Origin of the sequence: Parasphingomonas caseinilytica (assembly GCF_036663755.1) — a bacterium.
Classification (GTDB): domain Bacteria; phylum Pseudomonadota; class Alphaproteobacteria; order Sphingomonadales; family Sphingomonadaceae; genus Sphingomonas.
Genome location: NZ_JAXOJL010000004.1, coordinates 167,245 through 181,148, shown reverse-complemented (window position 1 = coordinate 181,148; position 13,904 = coordinate 167,245). Strand labels below are relative to the sequence as shown.

At 67.0% G+C, this 13,904-nt stretch carries 13 protein-coding genes; 2 read left to right on the top strand and 11 right to left on the bottom strand.

What is annotated here, in order from left to right; translation table 11 throughout:
• Positions 1-9: 9 nt before the first annotated feature.
• The 11 genes from fliN to U1738_RS10765 are packed head-to-tail and all read right to left on the bottom strand — an operon-like array spanning position 10 to position 10,071.
• Positions 10-312 (bottom strand): flagellar motor switch protein FliN, encoded by a 303-nt coding sequence (gene fliN, locus U1738_RS10815; protein WP_332789066.1) that lies wholly within the window; start codon positions 310-312, stop codon positions 10-12.
• Complete coding sequence (locus U1738_RS10810; RefSeq protein ID WP_332789065.1) at positions 309-1,286, bottom strand: flagellar motor switch protein FliM; 978 nt, start codon at positions 1,284-1,286, stop codon at positions 309-311. The genes fliN and U1738_RS10810 overlap by 4 nt, the downstream gene beginning before the upstream one ends.
• 6 nt (positions 1,287-1,292) lie before the next feature.
• A complete protein-coding gene (locus tag U1738_RS10805) occupies positions 1,293-1,898 on the bottom strand; it encodes a flagellar basal body-associated FliL family protein (protein ID WP_332789064.1) in 606 nt (201 codons plus the stop codon).
• A gap of 15 nt (positions 1,899-1,913) precedes the next feature.
• Entirely contained in the window at positions 1,914-3,197 is a 1,284-nt protein-coding gene (locus U1738_RS10800) for a flagellar hook-length control protein FliK (protein WP_332789063.1), read from the bottom strand.
• Positions 3,198-3,233: 36 nt separating this feature from the next.
• Entirely contained in the window at positions 3,234-3,653 is a 420-nt protein-coding gene (locus tag U1738_RS10795) for a hypothetical protein (RefSeq protein WP_332789062.1), read from the bottom strand.
• Positions 3,646-4,986, bottom strand: coding sequence for a FliI/YscN family ATPase (locus U1738_RS10790; RefSeq protein ID WP_332789061.1), 1,341 nt, complete (start codon positions 4,984-4,986; stop codon positions 3,646-3,648). The genes U1738_RS10795 and U1738_RS10790 overlap by 8 nt, the downstream gene beginning before the upstream one ends.
• A 10-nt stretch (positions 4,987-4,996) precedes the next feature.
• The gene (locus tag U1738_RS10785; protein WP_332789060.1) at positions 4,997-5,734 is read right to left on the bottom strand and encodes a FliH/SctL family protein; all 738 of its coding nucleotides are present in this window, start codon (positions 5,732-5,734) and stop codon (positions 4,997-4,999) included.
• The gene (gene fliG / locus U1738_RS10780; protein ID WP_332789059.1) at positions 5,727-6,734 is read right to left on the bottom strand and encodes a flagellar motor switch protein FliG; all 1,008 of its coding nucleotides are present in this window, start codon (positions 6,732-6,734) and stop codon (positions 5,727-5,729) included. The genes U1738_RS10785 and fliG overlap by 8 nt, the downstream gene beginning before the upstream one ends.
• Complete coding sequence (gene fliF / locus U1738_RS10775; protein ID WP_332789058.1) at positions 6,731-8,422, bottom strand: flagellar basal-body MS-ring/collar protein FliF; 1,692 nt, start codon at positions 8,420-8,422, stop codon at positions 6,731-6,733. Before fliF ends, fliG begins: the two co-directional genes overlap by 4 nt.
• A gap of 3 nt (positions 8,423-8,425) precedes the next feature.
• Positions 8,426-8,782, bottom strand: a complete 357-nt coding sequence (gene fliE / locus U1738_RS10770) for a flagellar hook-basal body complex protein FliE (RefSeq protein ID WP_332789057.1) — start codon at positions 8,780-8,782, stop codon at positions 8,426-8,428.
• On the bottom strand, positions 8,779-10,071 hold the full coding sequence (locus U1738_RS10765; protein WP_332789056.1) for a sigma-54 interaction domain-containing protein: 1,293 nt from the start codon (positions 10,069-10,071) through the stop codon (positions 8,779-8,781). The genes fliE and U1738_RS10765 overlap by 4 nt, the downstream gene beginning before the upstream one ends.
• Positions 10,072-10,352: 281 nt before the next feature.
• Between U1738_RS10765 and U1738_RS10760 the strand changes: the two genes are divergently transcribed.
• Both U1738_RS10760 and U1738_RS10755 read left to right on the top strand, forming a co-directional pair.
• Positions 10,353-11,177: a flagellin N-terminal helical domain-containing protein gene (locus U1738_RS10760; RefSeq protein ID WP_332789055.1), complete on the top strand. Its 825-nt coding sequence runs from the start codon at positions 10,353-10,355 to the stop codon at positions 11,175-11,177.
• A gap of 217 nt (positions 11,178-11,394) precedes the next feature.
• Positions 11,395-13,899 (top strand): TonB-dependent receptor, encoded by a 2,505-nt coding sequence (locus U1738_RS10755; RefSeq protein WP_332789054.1) that lies wholly within the window; start codon positions 11,395-11,397, stop codon positions 13,897-13,899.
• Positions 13,900-13,904 lie beyond the last annotated feature (5 nt).

Below are 13,904 nucleotides of genomic sequence, written 5' to 3'. Positions count from 1 at the left end.
CATGGCGGATCAGGCCCGCTTCTCGGGCGAGACCAGCTCGGTCATGCGCACGCCGAAGCGATCGCCGACCGTCACCACCTCGCCACGCCCGATCAGCGTGCCGTTGACGAACACGTCGAGCAGTTCGTTGGCCTGGCGATCGAGTTCGATCACGCTGGATTCACCCAGCGCCAGCAGTTCGCGCAGGCTTAGCTGCGTCGATCCGATCTCCACCGTCAGCTTGACGTCGACATCCTGAAGCAGCCGGAAATTGGCCGCCAGTCCCATCGGGATCTGGCCATCGATCGGGAAGGACCCGGTCATGTCGTTCATTGGAAATCCTCAACATTACGGGTGATCGAATTGAGCCGGATCGCGGCCTTGCCGTTGGACGTGCCGACCGTGCCGAAGCCAAGCCGGTCGCCGCCGACCATCACCGGCACTTCCGCGCCGAAGCTGATCGGAATGACGTCGCCGGGCTTCAGGTCCATCAGGACGGACAGCGGCACCATCGGCTCGGCCAGCACCGAGCGGACCGGGAATTTCACGTTCATCGCCGCGCGCGTCAGGCCGTTGCGCCAGGCCGGATCGGGCGCGGCGGTCTTGGCGTGGACCTTGCCGATCAGTGACGGCGTGTGCGGCTTCAGCGCGGCGACGGGATAGACGATGTCGACGAACACCGGCTTGGTGATGCCGGCGGCGATGCCGAAGCGGGTGACGACCACGGCGTCGTCGCCGTCCAGGCCCTGGATCATGGCCGGGTTGGCCTCGACATGGCCGGGGACGAAATCGATGCGCGCCAGCGGCTCCCAGGCGGCCTTCAGCGGATCGGCGATCATCATGCCGAGCCGCGCGATCATCGCCTCGGCGGCGGGGGTGAATTCGGCCGGCAGCTCATGCGGCGTCGCGCCGGTGCCGCCGAAGAACAGGTCGAGCACTTCCATCACGAAGCGCCCGTCGAGCACGATCATCGCCTGTCCGCCGCCGGGATTGGCCCCGGGATTTGCGCCAAGGTTTCCCGGCGCGTTCATCATCAGCGGTAACCAGGCGGTCAGGCCGTCGGGGCGTTCCGCGCGGTAATCGGCAAAGCGCTGCACCACCAGAGGTTCGGCGAAGCTGCGGCATTCCTTGCGCAACAGGGGTTCGAACACCGCGCGCATCCCCCGCGCCAGGCGCGCGGAGAGATGCTGCAGCGTGTGCAGGTCGCCGAACGGGTTGAGATTGGCCACGCCCAGGGTGGTTTCAGCCACCTCCGGACGGTTCCGTTCCCGCCGATCGCCTGCCAGTTGTGAACCCTCGTTAACCATCGATGTTCACTGAACAACAAAATTGGTAAAGTAGACGTTACCAACGCCGCCGAATCCTTCCTTTTCCTTCAGCGTGTCGTTGATCGCCTTGACCAGACGGAGCTGCAATTGCTTCTTCCCGTCGGTCGAAAACACCTGCTCCTCGGTCGTGTCGCTCAGCGTCATCAGGATGGCGGATCGCACCGCGATCTCGTCGGTCTTGATATTGTCGATGACGGTATCGTCATACGGCGTGGAGATGGCGAGGCCGACCTGGATGAAATGGACGCTGTCCTGCAGGTTCGACGTGAATTCCTTTTCCATCGCATAATAATTGGAGGCGTATTTCTCGCCGCCGGTGCCCGATGGTGCCGCTTTGCCGGCGGCCTTGCCTTCGCCGCCCTCACCGCCGGCGGCGGCGCTCAGGCGCTTCTGCTCGCTTTTGGGCACGAGTTGCGGGCCGGTCGGCTCCGGCCCGGCCTTGGTATTGCCGTGCGGGATGAAGCCGGTGGCGTACAGCCCCCCGCCCACGCCCCCGCCGACGACGACCAGCGCGACGATCGCGATGATCAGCTTCTTCATAATGCCGCCTTTTTTCTTCGGGGCGGCGGCGTCTTCGGTCTTGTCGCTCATGGGTCAGTCCTTCGTTCAGGCGATTCGCGAATCGGTGGTGTCGAGATCGGCGGTCCGGCGTGCGGAGGCCGGGCGCGTGGAGAGGATCGGATTGGGCTGGTGCTGCTGGCGCGCCTGGCCCTGCCCGGAATCGACGCTGGTCTGGCCCAGCTTCACGCCGCGTGCCTCGGCCAGTTCGGCAAGGCGCGGCTGGGCGTCGCTCAGCAATTGCGCGCTGGCGCGATTCTCGGCGGCGAAGTGGACATGCACGCGCTCGCCATCCTTGCGCACCGACACGTCGACCGCGCCGAGCGCGTCGGGGACGAGCCGGATCCGCGTATCGTTCGCATCGGCGCCGTCGCGCAGCGTTTCGATATGATCGATCATGCCCTGCAGACCGCTATCCTGCTTCAGGTCGAGTGCGGCGTGCTTTGCGTCGGCGGTGGCGGTGATGGCGTTGACGTGAAGCGCCTCGAGCGCGGTGGCGGCGATCGTCGTCGGCGTGCGTTGCTCGATCGGCTCACGCTCGTCGCGTCGCGCTTGCTGCACGACGGAGGCGATCGCGGCGGCGAAGACCTGGCCCGCCGGTTGCGCGACCGCTGCCTGGGTTCGGGCATTGGGGATGGCGACCGGCGCGGTGGCGTCGGTGCGCAGCGGTACATCCACCTTCTGGATGTCGAGCGAAACGGAAACAGGAATCGTGCGCGGGGTCGGCGAGGGGCCGGCATCGCCCGCGATCAGGACGTCCGGCGCGACCTGCGCGGGCATCGTGAGGGCTGGTGGTTTTCCGCCGTCGCCCGCGACGAGGATGTCCGGCGCGATCGGTGCAGGCATGGTCAGCACCGGCCCGGCCGCGGGCGGCACGTCTCCGCCGGCCGGCGCGACGGGGCCACCGAATTTCGGCAGGCCGCGCGGCTGCGACACCGGCAGCTGGATCGGCAGCGCGAACGCCGTCGGCAGCCAGATCACGTCTTTCGACGCATCCTCGTCGGCCGGATCGGCAGGCAAGGTCTTGCCGTTCGCGGCAACATCCTGCCCCTTCGCGCCGGGCAGTGCGACGGGCGCTGCGTCGCCGGCGGCACCGTCGAGAAAAGCGGCCAGCGAGACCGGTGTCCCGGGATCGCTCGACCGGGACACGTCGGGCAGTCCGGGCTTGGCCGTGCGGCTCGGAAGTCCCGGCGAAACAAAAGTTTTTTCTTTGGCCGACGCGTCGGTCAGCCCGGCCAGCGTGGCCGGGAAATCACCCGTCGCGGCGCTTGCCGGCGGCACAGGCACACCCTTGGGCGGCGGTGGCGAAACGGATGTCGATAATGCGATCATGCAGAACCCCCCGGGCGAACGTCGCCCTCCGAGCAATCAGCAAGGATCGTGCCGAACTTTGCGCGTGGGCGGGGCGGCCTCCAGCGCGCGAACCGCTTTCAGCGCATCCTCGGCGGCGGCGCGGCCCAGCAGCTTTTCGATCGCGGTCTGGTCGCGCTTCGCCTCGCGGGTCTTTTCGGCGGCCTGCGCCGCGACATGCTCGGCCGCGCGCATCCGTCCATCGGCCGCCTCGGCGGATTGTTGGAGCCGGTCCCGAAAATGCGCAGCGGCGCCGAGCGCGCCACCTTTGCCAACTTCCGCCGCCGGCGCGATTCCATCGGCCAGTTGCGCGATGCGGTTGCGCAGATTCACCTCGCCCGCGAAGCGTTCGTTGGCGCGCGCTTCTTCTGCCCGCACCAGCCCCAGTTGCAACGTCCGCACCTTCAGGATGCGATCGAGCTTCTTGGTCTTAAGCATCCCCGAATACGCCGACCAGTTCGGTCACGGAATCGTCGAGCGACACGATCTCGTCGGGATCCTGCTTGATATATTCCATCACCGCCGGATGGCAGGCGATCGCCGCGTCGATCGCCGGATCGGCGCCGGAGCGATACGCCCCCATCAGCACCAGATCGCGATTCTCCTCGTACGTCGCGAGATGCCGGCGCAGCACGCGCGCGGCCATGATGTGCGGGCGCTCGGCGATATCGGTCATCACGCGCGACACGGACGGGCCGAGATCGATCGCGGGATACACGCCGCGCTCGGCCAGTTGCCGGCTGAGCACGATATGCCCGTCGAGGATCGACCGCGCCGAATCGACCACGGGGTCGTTGCCGTCGTCGCCGTCGGCGAGGACGGTGTAGATCGCGGTGATCGATCCGCCGCTATGCACGTCGGTGCCCGCGCGTTCGATCAGATTGGGCAGCATCGCGATGGCCGACGGCGGATAGCCGCGCGCCGAGGCCGGCTCGCCCAGCGCCAGCCCGATCTCGCGACCGGCATGCGCAACTCGGGTCAGCGAATCCATGATCAGCAGCACGCGCTTGCCCTCGGCGCGGAACGCCTCGGCAATGGCGTGGGTGCGCAGCGCGCCGCGGATACGCAGCACCGGCGAATGGTTGGCGGGCACGGCGACGACGACGGAGCGCGCCCGTGCCGCGCCGGCGACCTTGGTCTCCAGGAAATCGGCGACTTCGCGGGATCGTTCGCCGATCAGCCCGATCACGATCACGTCGGCCTGCGCCGCACGCACGATCATGCCGAGCAACACCGATTTGCCGACACCCGAACCGGCCATGATGCCGATGCGCTGCCCTTGTCCGATCGTCAGCAAGCCGTTGATCGCGCGCACGCCGACGTCCATCGGCTTCAGCACGCGCCCGCGATCGAGCGGCGATTGCAGCTTGCCCGCGATCGGCCAGCGGCCCGCGCCGCGAATGGGCCCGAGCCCGTCGATCGGCTTGCCCGCGCCATCCACCACGCGCCCGAGCAAGGCCTCGCCGACTTCCGCCTCGCCGGGCGCGCCGAGCGGGCGCACCGGCGCTTGCGGCAGCAGCGGCGCCGGGCCGCCGAGATTCATCAGCAGCGTGCGGCCGTTGCGGAAACCGATCACCTCGGCCTCGACGCCCGTGCCCCCGGAACCAGTCGCGCCGCCGACCTGACAGACGGTGCCGACCGGCAATTGCAGCCCGACCGCCTCCATCAGCAAACCGTCGAACGAGGCGAGCCGCCCCGATACTTTCGGCTTCGGCGCGAAATCCGAGCGTGCCAGCGATTCGAGATAGTCTTCGGTGAAACGGTTCAACATGCTGCTCGCTTCACGCCTGCGGCACCGCGACGCGATCGATCGCCATCGCCAATTGTTCCAGCCACAATTCCGGCCCGTCCTCGACGATCGTCGAGGCGGATTCGAGTACGAAACTGCCCCGCGCCACCGCCGCATCGCCGACCGCGAACACGCTGCGCGGCAATTTGCCTTCCAGCAGCGCGACATCGTCGGGGTGGACGCGCAGCATCGCGGATTCGGCGCTGTCGGCGAGCATGTCCGCCGCCGCGTCGATCCGGTTGGCCAGCATGTCGGGCGCAACGCCGATCTCGCCGACCAGTTTGGAGACGAGGAACAGCACCGTCTGGCGCAGTTGCCGCGCCATCCGATCCCGATCGAGCCGATCGTCGGCGCGCAGAGCCTCACCCAATTTGATCAGCAGCGCGCGGTCGCGCTCGCCCGTTTCGCCGACTTCGGCCAAAGCAGCGGCGATACCCTCGGCATAGCCGGCGGCATGCGCGGTGGCGACGGGATCGACGAAATGCGGTGCACTCGCATCGAACGGGTCCCAGCCTTCGGTCGGATTGGCGCCCGGATTTTCCGGAGAGAAATGCCTGGGGTTCGACGCCTGCGGCGAAAAGCCTACCGGCCCGGATCGGCTCGCGCGTTCGCGTAGATCGTAGGCGGCGAAACCTTCGTTCGAACGATCGAACGCCTGATGCAGCACCTGCGCCGCGGCGTCGTGTCTTGCGGAAAAGCCGGCCTGAAAGCTGGGGGACAGATCAGACATAATCGTCCTCGCCACCACCCATCTGGATCGTGCCGTCCTTGGCCAGGTTGCGCGCGATCTGGATCATCACCTTCTGCGCATCGAGCACTTCGGCAAGCTTCATCGGGCCGCGCGATTCCATCTCGTCGCGGATACCGTCGGCCGCGCGGCTCGACATGCAGCCGAGGAAGCGGTTGCGGATGCTTTCGTCCACGCCCTTCAGCGCGCGCGTCAGCACGTCGCCGTCGACATTGCGGATCAGCGTGCCCAGATTCTTGTCGTCCAGCTCGAGCAAATTGTCGAAGACGAACATCGCCTCCTCGATCGCCTTGGCAACCTCGCGATCGATCTTGAACAATTTGGGCATCACGCGCTGCTCGGTCGCCTTGCGCCCGCTCGACAGGATCTTCGCCGCGTCGCGCGTGCCGCCCATCGTCATTCCGGCCGAGGCCTTGGGCGATCCCGAATGGTTGGCGAGCATCGTCGTCAAGGTCTCGATCGCTTCGGGCGTGATCGGCCCCAATTTGGCGATGCGGTGCAGGATATCGGGCTGCACGCCGTCGGGCAGCAGTTCCAGCACCTGCGCGCCGATCGCGGGATCGAGATTGGCGATCAGCACGGCGGCGATTTGCGGATGTTCCTTTTCGATCATGCCGGCGATTTCGGGCGCGTCGAGCCAGTCGAGCAGGTCGATCTGGCACGCATCCTCGGTCGGCACGATGCGCGACAGCACGCTGTCGGCACGCTCCTGGCCCAGAGCGCGCGTCATCACCGCCTCGATCTGCGGGCGCGGATCGAAGCTGATGCCGGTCCGTTCGCGCGCCTTACCGACGAAATCGTCGAGCACGAATTCCACTTCGCTTTCGCTGACATCGGCCACCGCGAACATCGCCTTGCCGAGCTGGCGGACTTCCTCGGGATCGAGCTTCTGCAGGATCGCAGCCGCCTCCTCCTCGCCGACCAGCATCATCAGCACGGCGGCGCGTTCGACGCCGGTATAGTTGCGGATCGGTGCGTTCATGACTTGATCATGTCCCGGACGGCGAGCGCGGCGCGCGCCGGATTGTCGCGCGTGAAGCCGCGCACCATGCCGATGCGGTCGTCATAATTCTGCGCGCCGGCGATCTGGTCGATGCCGATCGGCGGATGGCCGGGCTGACCGTCACCGCCCATCGCGCCACCGTTCATCGCGCCGCCCATGTCACGGCCGAGCGCCGGACGGGGTGCCTCCTCGCGCTTCTTCATCAGCGCCTTGGCCAGCGGCCGCACGCCTAGCATCAGCACGAGCAAGGCGATGACGATCGCGGTGACGTTGCGCGCGATGATCGGCAGCCAGGCATTGTCGTACCAGGCCGGCTTGTCGGCCATGGCGGTGGCACCGGCGAACTTGCGGCTGATCACCGTCACCTGATCGCCGCGCGTCTGGGTATAGCCGACCGCGGTCTGCACGAGCTGCGTGATCTGCTGGATCTCGACCGGGCTGCGCGGCTTGGCGGTTTCCACGTCGCGCAGCAGCACGGCGACCGACAGGCGCTTCACCCCGCCCGGCGCGGCGCGGGTGACCGACACTTCCTTGCCGAGATCATAAGCGCGGGCGAACTGGTCGCTCTGCTTCATCGTCGGCGCGGGTGCATTGCCCGTGGCGCCGGGGGCGCCGGGGGCACCGGGCGCGGGGGTAGGGGCAGGTGCGGGTTTGCCATTCGGCGCGTTCAGCGTCGATGCGGCGGGCGGCGTGTTCGACAGCGCACCCGGAATACCGCCGGGCTGCTGGCCCGACCCTTCCGGCTGGTTGCCGGTCCAATTGCCCTGTTCGGCGCGCAAGGCACCCTGCTTTTCATAGGATTCGCGCGTCGCCTGAGTCTCGTCGAGATCGACATCGGCCTGTACTTCGGTGGAGAAATTGCCGGCGCCGACCAGCGGCGTGAGCAATTGCACGACCTGCGCGCGATATTTGTCCTCGATCCGGCGCTGAAACGCGATGCGCTCGTCGCCAGCGGCACCGCGATCGCTCTGGCCCGAGGCCTTGGTCAGCAATCCACCCATCTGATCGACGATCGTCACCGCATCCGCCTTCATGCCGGGCACGGAGGATGCGACCAGATTGATTACCGAATTGACCTGTGCGTCGGTCAAGGTGCGGCCGGTCTGCAATTTCAGGATCACCGAGGCGGACGGGGCGGCATTGTCGCGCACGAACACCGATGCTTCCGGCGTGGCGAGATGCACGCGCGCCTCGGCCACCGCGTCGATCTCCTCGATCGAGCGGGCCAGTTCGGTCTCGCGCGCCTGACGCAGGCGTTCGCCCTCCACCGCGCGGGACACGCCCATCGGCAGCTGATCGAGGATCGCATACCCGCCCGGCGTCGCCTTGGGCAGGCCCTGTCCGGCGAGCAGCATCTTGGCGCGGGCGTAATCGTCCTCGTTGACGGTCAGCGCGCCGGCATTGTCGATCTTGGAACTGATGTTCGCCTGTTCCAGCGCCTGCGTGACCGAAGCCTTGTCGGCATCGGCCAATTGTCCGAACAGGATCTTCTGCGGCGCGGCGGCCAAAGTCATCCAGGCGAGGACGGCGGCACCGATCAGGCCGAGCATCAGGATCATCGGCAGGCTGCGGCGCACCGCGGGCTGGCCCATGAAGCCGGAGATCTGCTGCAGCGGGTTGGCGAACCGTTCGGGAACGGCGCTGTTGGGGATGAGGGCGTTGCTCATGGTTTATACCGGCATGCTCATGATGTCCTTGTAGGCGGACAGGAGTTTGTTGCGGACCTGCAGGGTCGCCTCGAAGCCGACACTGGCCTGCTGACGGGCGAGCATCACCTTGGCGATATCGACAGTCTCGCCGCGTTCGTAGGATGCGGAGAGGTCGCTGGCCTTTTGCTGGCCCTCGTTCACGCTCTTCAGCGCATCCTCCATCGCCGAGGTGAAGCTGGTCGGCTTCGCTTCGGTGGCGGCCGGTGCGCCGGCGGCGGTGTTGGCGCGGGCCAGCGCCTGATTGCGTTCGAGGATCTGCGCGCGCAGCGCCATCACCCGATCGACGCCCATCGGCGCCCCGATACCCCCGACGCTCATGCCCAGGCGGCCTGATTTGCGGCGGGCGTGATCGTCTCACCCTGCTCGCGTGCCTTGGCGAGGCGATAGCGCAACGTGCGCTCCGAAATGCCGAGGCGCTTGGCCGTCTCGATCCGGCTGCCGCCGCACGCGGCCAGCGTTTCGCGGATCGCCTGGAATTCGTGCATCTGGACGATGTTGCCTAACGTGGACGGCTGGTCGTTCGCCGCAATGTGCTGCGGCTGTGCGGCGGGCCGATCGAAGATGATGTGATCGACCGAGATCGTGTCGCCGCCGCACAGCAGCAAAGCGCGCTGGATGACGTTTTCGAGTTCGCGGACATTGCCCGGCCAGTCATGCCCGGTCAGCGCCGCGACCGCGCCGGCATCCGGCCACGGCACGATGGCGCGCGTGCCGGCATGGCGCAGGATCATCGTCGCGGCGAGCGCGGGAATATCCTGACGGCGCTCGTTCAGCGGGCGGGTGCTCAGCGGAAAGACCGACAGGCGGTAATAGAGATCGGCGCGGAAGCGGCCCTCGGCCACTTCGGTCTGCAAATCGCGGTTGGCGCAGGCGATGACGCGGACGTCGATCTTCTCGGGCGTGGAGGCGCCGATCGGCACCACCTCGCGCTCTTGCAACGCGCGCAGCAGCTTGGCCTGGAGCTGGATCGGCATCTCGGCGATCTCGTCGAGCAGCAACGTGCCGCCGTTCGCGGCGCGAAAGAAGCCCTCGCCGCCCGACGATGCGCCGGTGAACGCGCCCTTCTGGTGGCCGAACAGCAGGGCTTCGAGCATCGTCTCGGGCAAAGCGGCGCAGTTGATCGCGATGAACGGGCCGTCGCGGCGTTCCGACGACAGATGGATATGGCGCGCCAGCACTTCCTTGCCGGTGCCGGTGGGGCCGTTGATCAGCACCGTGATGTCGGCCGCGGCGACGCGTTCGGCCAGCGCGTACAGCGCCAGGCTCTCGGGGTCGGCGGCGGTCGGTGCTTCGGCACCGGCGATCAACGCGCGGACGAAACCGTTGCCGACCGCACTGTCGTCCGCATGGAACGCGATGCGTGCCGGGCTGCCGGCGCGCGATGGCTGGACGTAGCGGCCGTCCTCACCGACGATCACCGTGCGGGCCGGGGCGGGGGGCGTCTCGCCGTCCGCGACGAGGAACAGGTCGCCTGCCTGCGCCTTGCCGTCCATGTCGCGCACCGCGAAACCCTGCGCGCGCAGGCCGGAGACCAGGGCATAATTCTGCCGCAGGATGGCTGCCGACGGAACGATTGTACGGGTAGGCGTAGTAACTGGCGGGCGCATGGAATTCCCCTTCGTGTGAGGGGTGAATGCGGCCAAGGTGGTAAACAGCGGATTAAGTATATTGCCGCCCGGCAAAATATTTCCGGGCGCGCCGCCCGCTCCCCCGCGCGGTTCTCCTACGCGCGAGCGTAGGCTCGCGCGCACCTGCGACACGCGAGGGCAAAAACTTTTTGAACTGAAATGGCTTAATGTCGGCGTCGGGCGGTCGTTATCCCTGCTGACGGCTCAGCCCTCCGCTAGGGGGCGGCGGGGATCGTCAGGTCACACACGGAGACTTTGACATGACTGTAATCGGAACCAACATCGCGTCGTTGCGCGCGTCGAACGCATCGACTGCCGCCAACATGAGCCTGCAGCAGAGCATCGAACGCCTGTCGACCGGCAAGCGCATCAATTCGGCCAAGGACGACGCAGCCGGCCTCGCCATCGCATCGTCGATGACCTCGCAGATCAAGGGCATGAACCAGGCGGTCCGCAACGCCAACGACGGCATGTCGATGGCGCAGACGGCTGAAGGCGGCCTGGGCGAAGTGACCAACATGCTGCAGCGTATCCGCGAACTGGCCGTGCAGTCGGCATCGGGCACCTATTCGAACGACGACCGCACCAACCTGCAGGCCGAAGTCACCGAATTGACGGGTCAGATCACCGACATCGTCGCCAATTCGAAGTTCAACAACGTCAACCTGTTCGACGGTTCGGCCGGCGCCGCTGCCGACGGCAACGTCAAGATCCAGGTCGGCGCGAATGCGGCGGACACGGTTACCCTGAAGCTGACCGCGCTCGATCTCACGGCCGCGACCGGTGTCAGCATTGCCGATGCCGGCGACGCTTCGACCGCTCTCGCCACGCTCGACACGGCACTGACCACGGTCAACACCGCTCGTGCTTCGCTCGGTGCGTCGCAGAACCGCCTGCAGTCGGTGGTCAACAACCTGACCTCGAACGTCACGAACCTGACCGACGCGCGCAGCCGGATCGAGGACGCCGATTTCTCGGCCGAAACGACCAACCTCGCCAAGTCGCAGATCCTGAGCCAGGCATCGACCGCGATGCTCGCTCAGGCGAACCAGTCGCAGCAGAGCGTGCTCTCGCTCCTGCGTTAAGGATCGGAAGCGGCCCCGGCACCGCCCCCCTATGGGTGCTGGTGGCCGACCGGGCCCTTCCTTCCCACCCGATGCGAAGGGCAAGCGAGAACCCCGGTGGCCGACAGGCTGCCGGGGTTTTTGCTTTTCGCCGGTTCGAAAAGATATTGCGCGGCTTCGGCACATTCTTGCGACAATTGCCCGCTACCGGCTGCGCGACGGATGTTCGGAGACTGTGATGCGCGTATCGAATCTGGGTTTGCTGGCTGTGCTCGGCGGCGTGCCGATGGCGGCACAGGCACAACAGGCCCCCGCACCCACGGCTCCCACCGCTCCCGTGGCGGCCCCCGTTCAGGAGCAGGGCGAAGGCGACGATACCGAGATCGTCGTGACCGGGCAGCGTCAGCAGGGCGCGGTGATCGGCGATATTCCGCCCGAACAGCAATTGAGCCCGGCCGACATCCGCTCCTACGGCGTCGGATCGGTCGCCGAACTGCTCACCGAACTCGCGCCCCAGACGACCAGCGGTCGCGGCGGGCAGCCGGTGGTGCTGCTCAACGGCCGCCGCATCTCCAGCTTCGCCGAAATCCGCGATCTGCCGACCGAGGCGATCCAGCGCGTCGACATCCTGCCCGAGGAGGTCGCGCTGAAATACGGCTATCGTGCCGACCAGAAAGTGGTGAACTTCGTGCTGCGCCGCCGCTTTCGCGCCGCGACGGTCGAACTGAGCGATCGCCAGGCGACCGAGGGCGGGCGCAACACGCCCAATGGCGAACTCGATCTGCTCAAGATCGCGCAGGACAAGCGCACCAACGCGCATCTCGAATATACGCGCAGCAGCGCGCTGACCGAGGCGGAACGCGATATCCTGCCGGTCGCCACCGACGTCGTCGACCAGCGCCCCTATCGCACCCTGCTCGGATCCTCGCGCAGCTTCAGCGCCAATGCCAGCCACGCCCGCAACATCTTCGGCAATGTCGGTGCGACGGTGAACGCCCGGGTCGAAACCAGCGACGGCACCGGCCTGAATGGCCTGACCGACCCGACGGGTACGCTCGGTCGCGATCCGCTGGCGCAGCGCAATACGTCGCTCACCACGCATCTCGGCACGACGTTCAACGGCGATATCAGCACGTGGCGCTGGTCGCTGACCGGCAATTACGATCGCGTGCGTTCCAAGACCTATACCGATGTCGCGGTCGATCCGGCGACCTTGCAGACGCGGGCCGGCAACCGCGCGACGTCCACGTCGAACGTGGCGGGCGCGGATGCCTTGTTCACCGGCAATCTGTTCTCGTTGCCCGCCGGCAAGGTGACGAGCAGCATCCGCGTGGGAGCCTCGACCAGCGATTTCACCAGCGAATCGACCCGGCTGGGCGTGGCGCAGCAGCCCGGCGACGTGCCGCGCGATATCGTCAACGGCCAGATCAACGTCGATCTGCCGATCTCCAGCCGGGGCAAGGACGTGCTGCCGTTCCTCGGCCAGCTCTCGGCCAATTTCAATCTCGCAGCCGATCACCTGTCGGATTTCGGCACGCTGACCACGATCGGCTATGGCGCGAACTGGGCACCGGTCGATGCGGTGCGCTTCATCGCCTCGTTCACCGATCAGGACGAGGCCCCGAGCGCCAACCAGCTCGGCGATCCGCAGATCAGCACCGCAAACGTCCGCGTGTTCGATTATGTGAAGGGCACCACCGCAACGATCACGCGGCTGAGCGGCGGCAATCGCAACCTGATCGCCGACAACAAGCATGTGATGCGTCTGGGCCTGACGGTGAAGCCGTGGAGCAAGAAGGATTTCAGCCTCAACGCGAGCTATGTGACGACGCGCACCGAAAACCCGATCGCTTCCTTTCCCACGCCGACCGCCGCGATCGAGGCGGCCTTCCCGCAACGCTTCGTGCGCGATGCCGGCGGCAATCTGTTGTCGATCGACGCGCGGCCGATCAATTATGCCGAAAGCAACAGTTCCGAATTGCGCTGGGGCTTCAATTTCTCCGCGCCGCTGAAATCGAAGATCCAGAAGGAACTGGAGGCGTTCCGCGCCGGCACCGGGCCGAATCCGTTCGCGGGCATGACCTTTCCCGGTCGCCGTCCGGGTGGCGAAGGCGGTGCACCTGGCGGGCCTGGTGGTCCGGGCGGCGGCCCGGGCGGCGCACCGGGTGGGCCGGGTGCCGGTGGTGCAGGGCGCGGCGGCGGGTTCGGCGGACCGGGCGGTGGCGGTTTCGGTGGCGGGCGCGGCGGTCAGGGCGGCGGCCGGCTGAACTTCGCGGTCTATCACACCTGGCACTTCACCGATCGGGTAACGGTGGCCAATGGCGGCCCGCGTCTCGATCTGCTCAACGGCGACGCGATCGGCGGCAGCGGCGGGCAGCCGCGGCATGAGGTCGAGGTGCAGGCGGGCTATTCGAACAACGGATTGGGCGCGCGTCTGTCGGGCAATTGGGCCAGCGGCACCAGCGTCAACGGCGGCACCGTCGCCGCGCCCGAACTGCTCAATTTCAGCGGTCTCGCCACGGCGAACCTCCGCCTGTTCGCCGATCTCGGCCAGCGGCTCGATCTGGTCAAGAAGCACCCGTGGCTGCGCGGCGCGCGGATCAGCATCGGCGTGGACAACGTCTTCAACAGTCGACAGCGTGTGACCGACGCGACCGGCGCGACGCCGGTGGGCTTCCAGCCGGATTACCTCGATCCGTTGGGGCGGACGGTGAAGCTGACGGTGCGGAAACTGTTCTTTTAACGCGA

Excerpts from the sequence above, each read along its gene's own strand:
- fliN (WP_332789066.1), bottom strand. The coding sequence starts at position 312 with ATGAACGACATGACCGGGTCCTTCCCGATCGATGGCCAGATCCCGATG.
- U1738_RS10810 (WP_332789065.1), bottom strand. The coding sequence starts at position 1,286 with ATGGTTAACGAGGGTTCACAACTGGCAGGCGATCGGCGGGAACGGAAC.
- U1738_RS10805 (WP_332789064.1), bottom strand. The coding sequence starts at position 1,898 with ATGAGCGACAAGACCGAAGACGCCGCCGCCCCGAAGAAAAAAGGCGGC.
- U1738_RS10800 (WP_332789063.1), bottom strand. The coding sequence starts at position 3,197 with ATGATCGCATTATCGACATCCGTTTCGCCACCGCCGCCCAAGGGTGTG.
- U1738_RS10795 (WP_332789062.1), bottom strand. The coding sequence starts at position 3,653 with ATGCTTAAGACCAAGAAGCTCGATCGCATCCTGAAGGTGCGGACGTTG.
- U1738_RS10790 (WP_332789061.1), bottom strand. The coding sequence starts at position 4,986 with ATGTTGAACCGTTTCACCGAAGACTATCTCGAATCGCTGGCACGCTCG.
- U1738_RS10785 (WP_332789060.1), bottom strand. The coding sequence starts at position 5,734 with ATGTCTGATCTGTCCCCCAGCTTTCAGGCCGGCTTTTCCGCAAGACAC.
- fliG (WP_332789059.1), bottom strand. The coding sequence starts at position 6,734 with ATGAACGCACCGATCCGCAACTATACCGGCGTCGAACGCGCCGCCGTG.
- fliF (WP_332789058.1), bottom strand. The coding sequence starts at position 8,422 with ATGAGCAACGCCCTCATCCCCAACAGCGCCGTTCCCGAACGGTTCGCC.
- fliE (WP_332789057.1), bottom strand. The coding sequence starts at position 8,782 with ATGAGCGTCGGGGGTATCGGGGCGCCGATGGGCGTCGATCGGGTGATG.
- U1738_RS10765 (WP_332789056.1), bottom strand. The coding sequence starts at position 10,071 with ATGCGCCCGCCAGTTACTACGCCTACCCGTACAATCGTTCCGTCGGCA.
- U1738_RS10760 (WP_332789055.1), top strand. The coding sequence starts at position 10,353 with ATGACTGTAATCGGAACCAACATCGCGTCGTTGCGCGCGTCGAACGCA.
- U1738_RS10755 (WP_332789054.1), top strand. The coding sequence starts at position 11,395 with ATGCGCGTATCGAATCTGGGTTTGCTGGCTGTGCTCGGCGGCGTGCCG.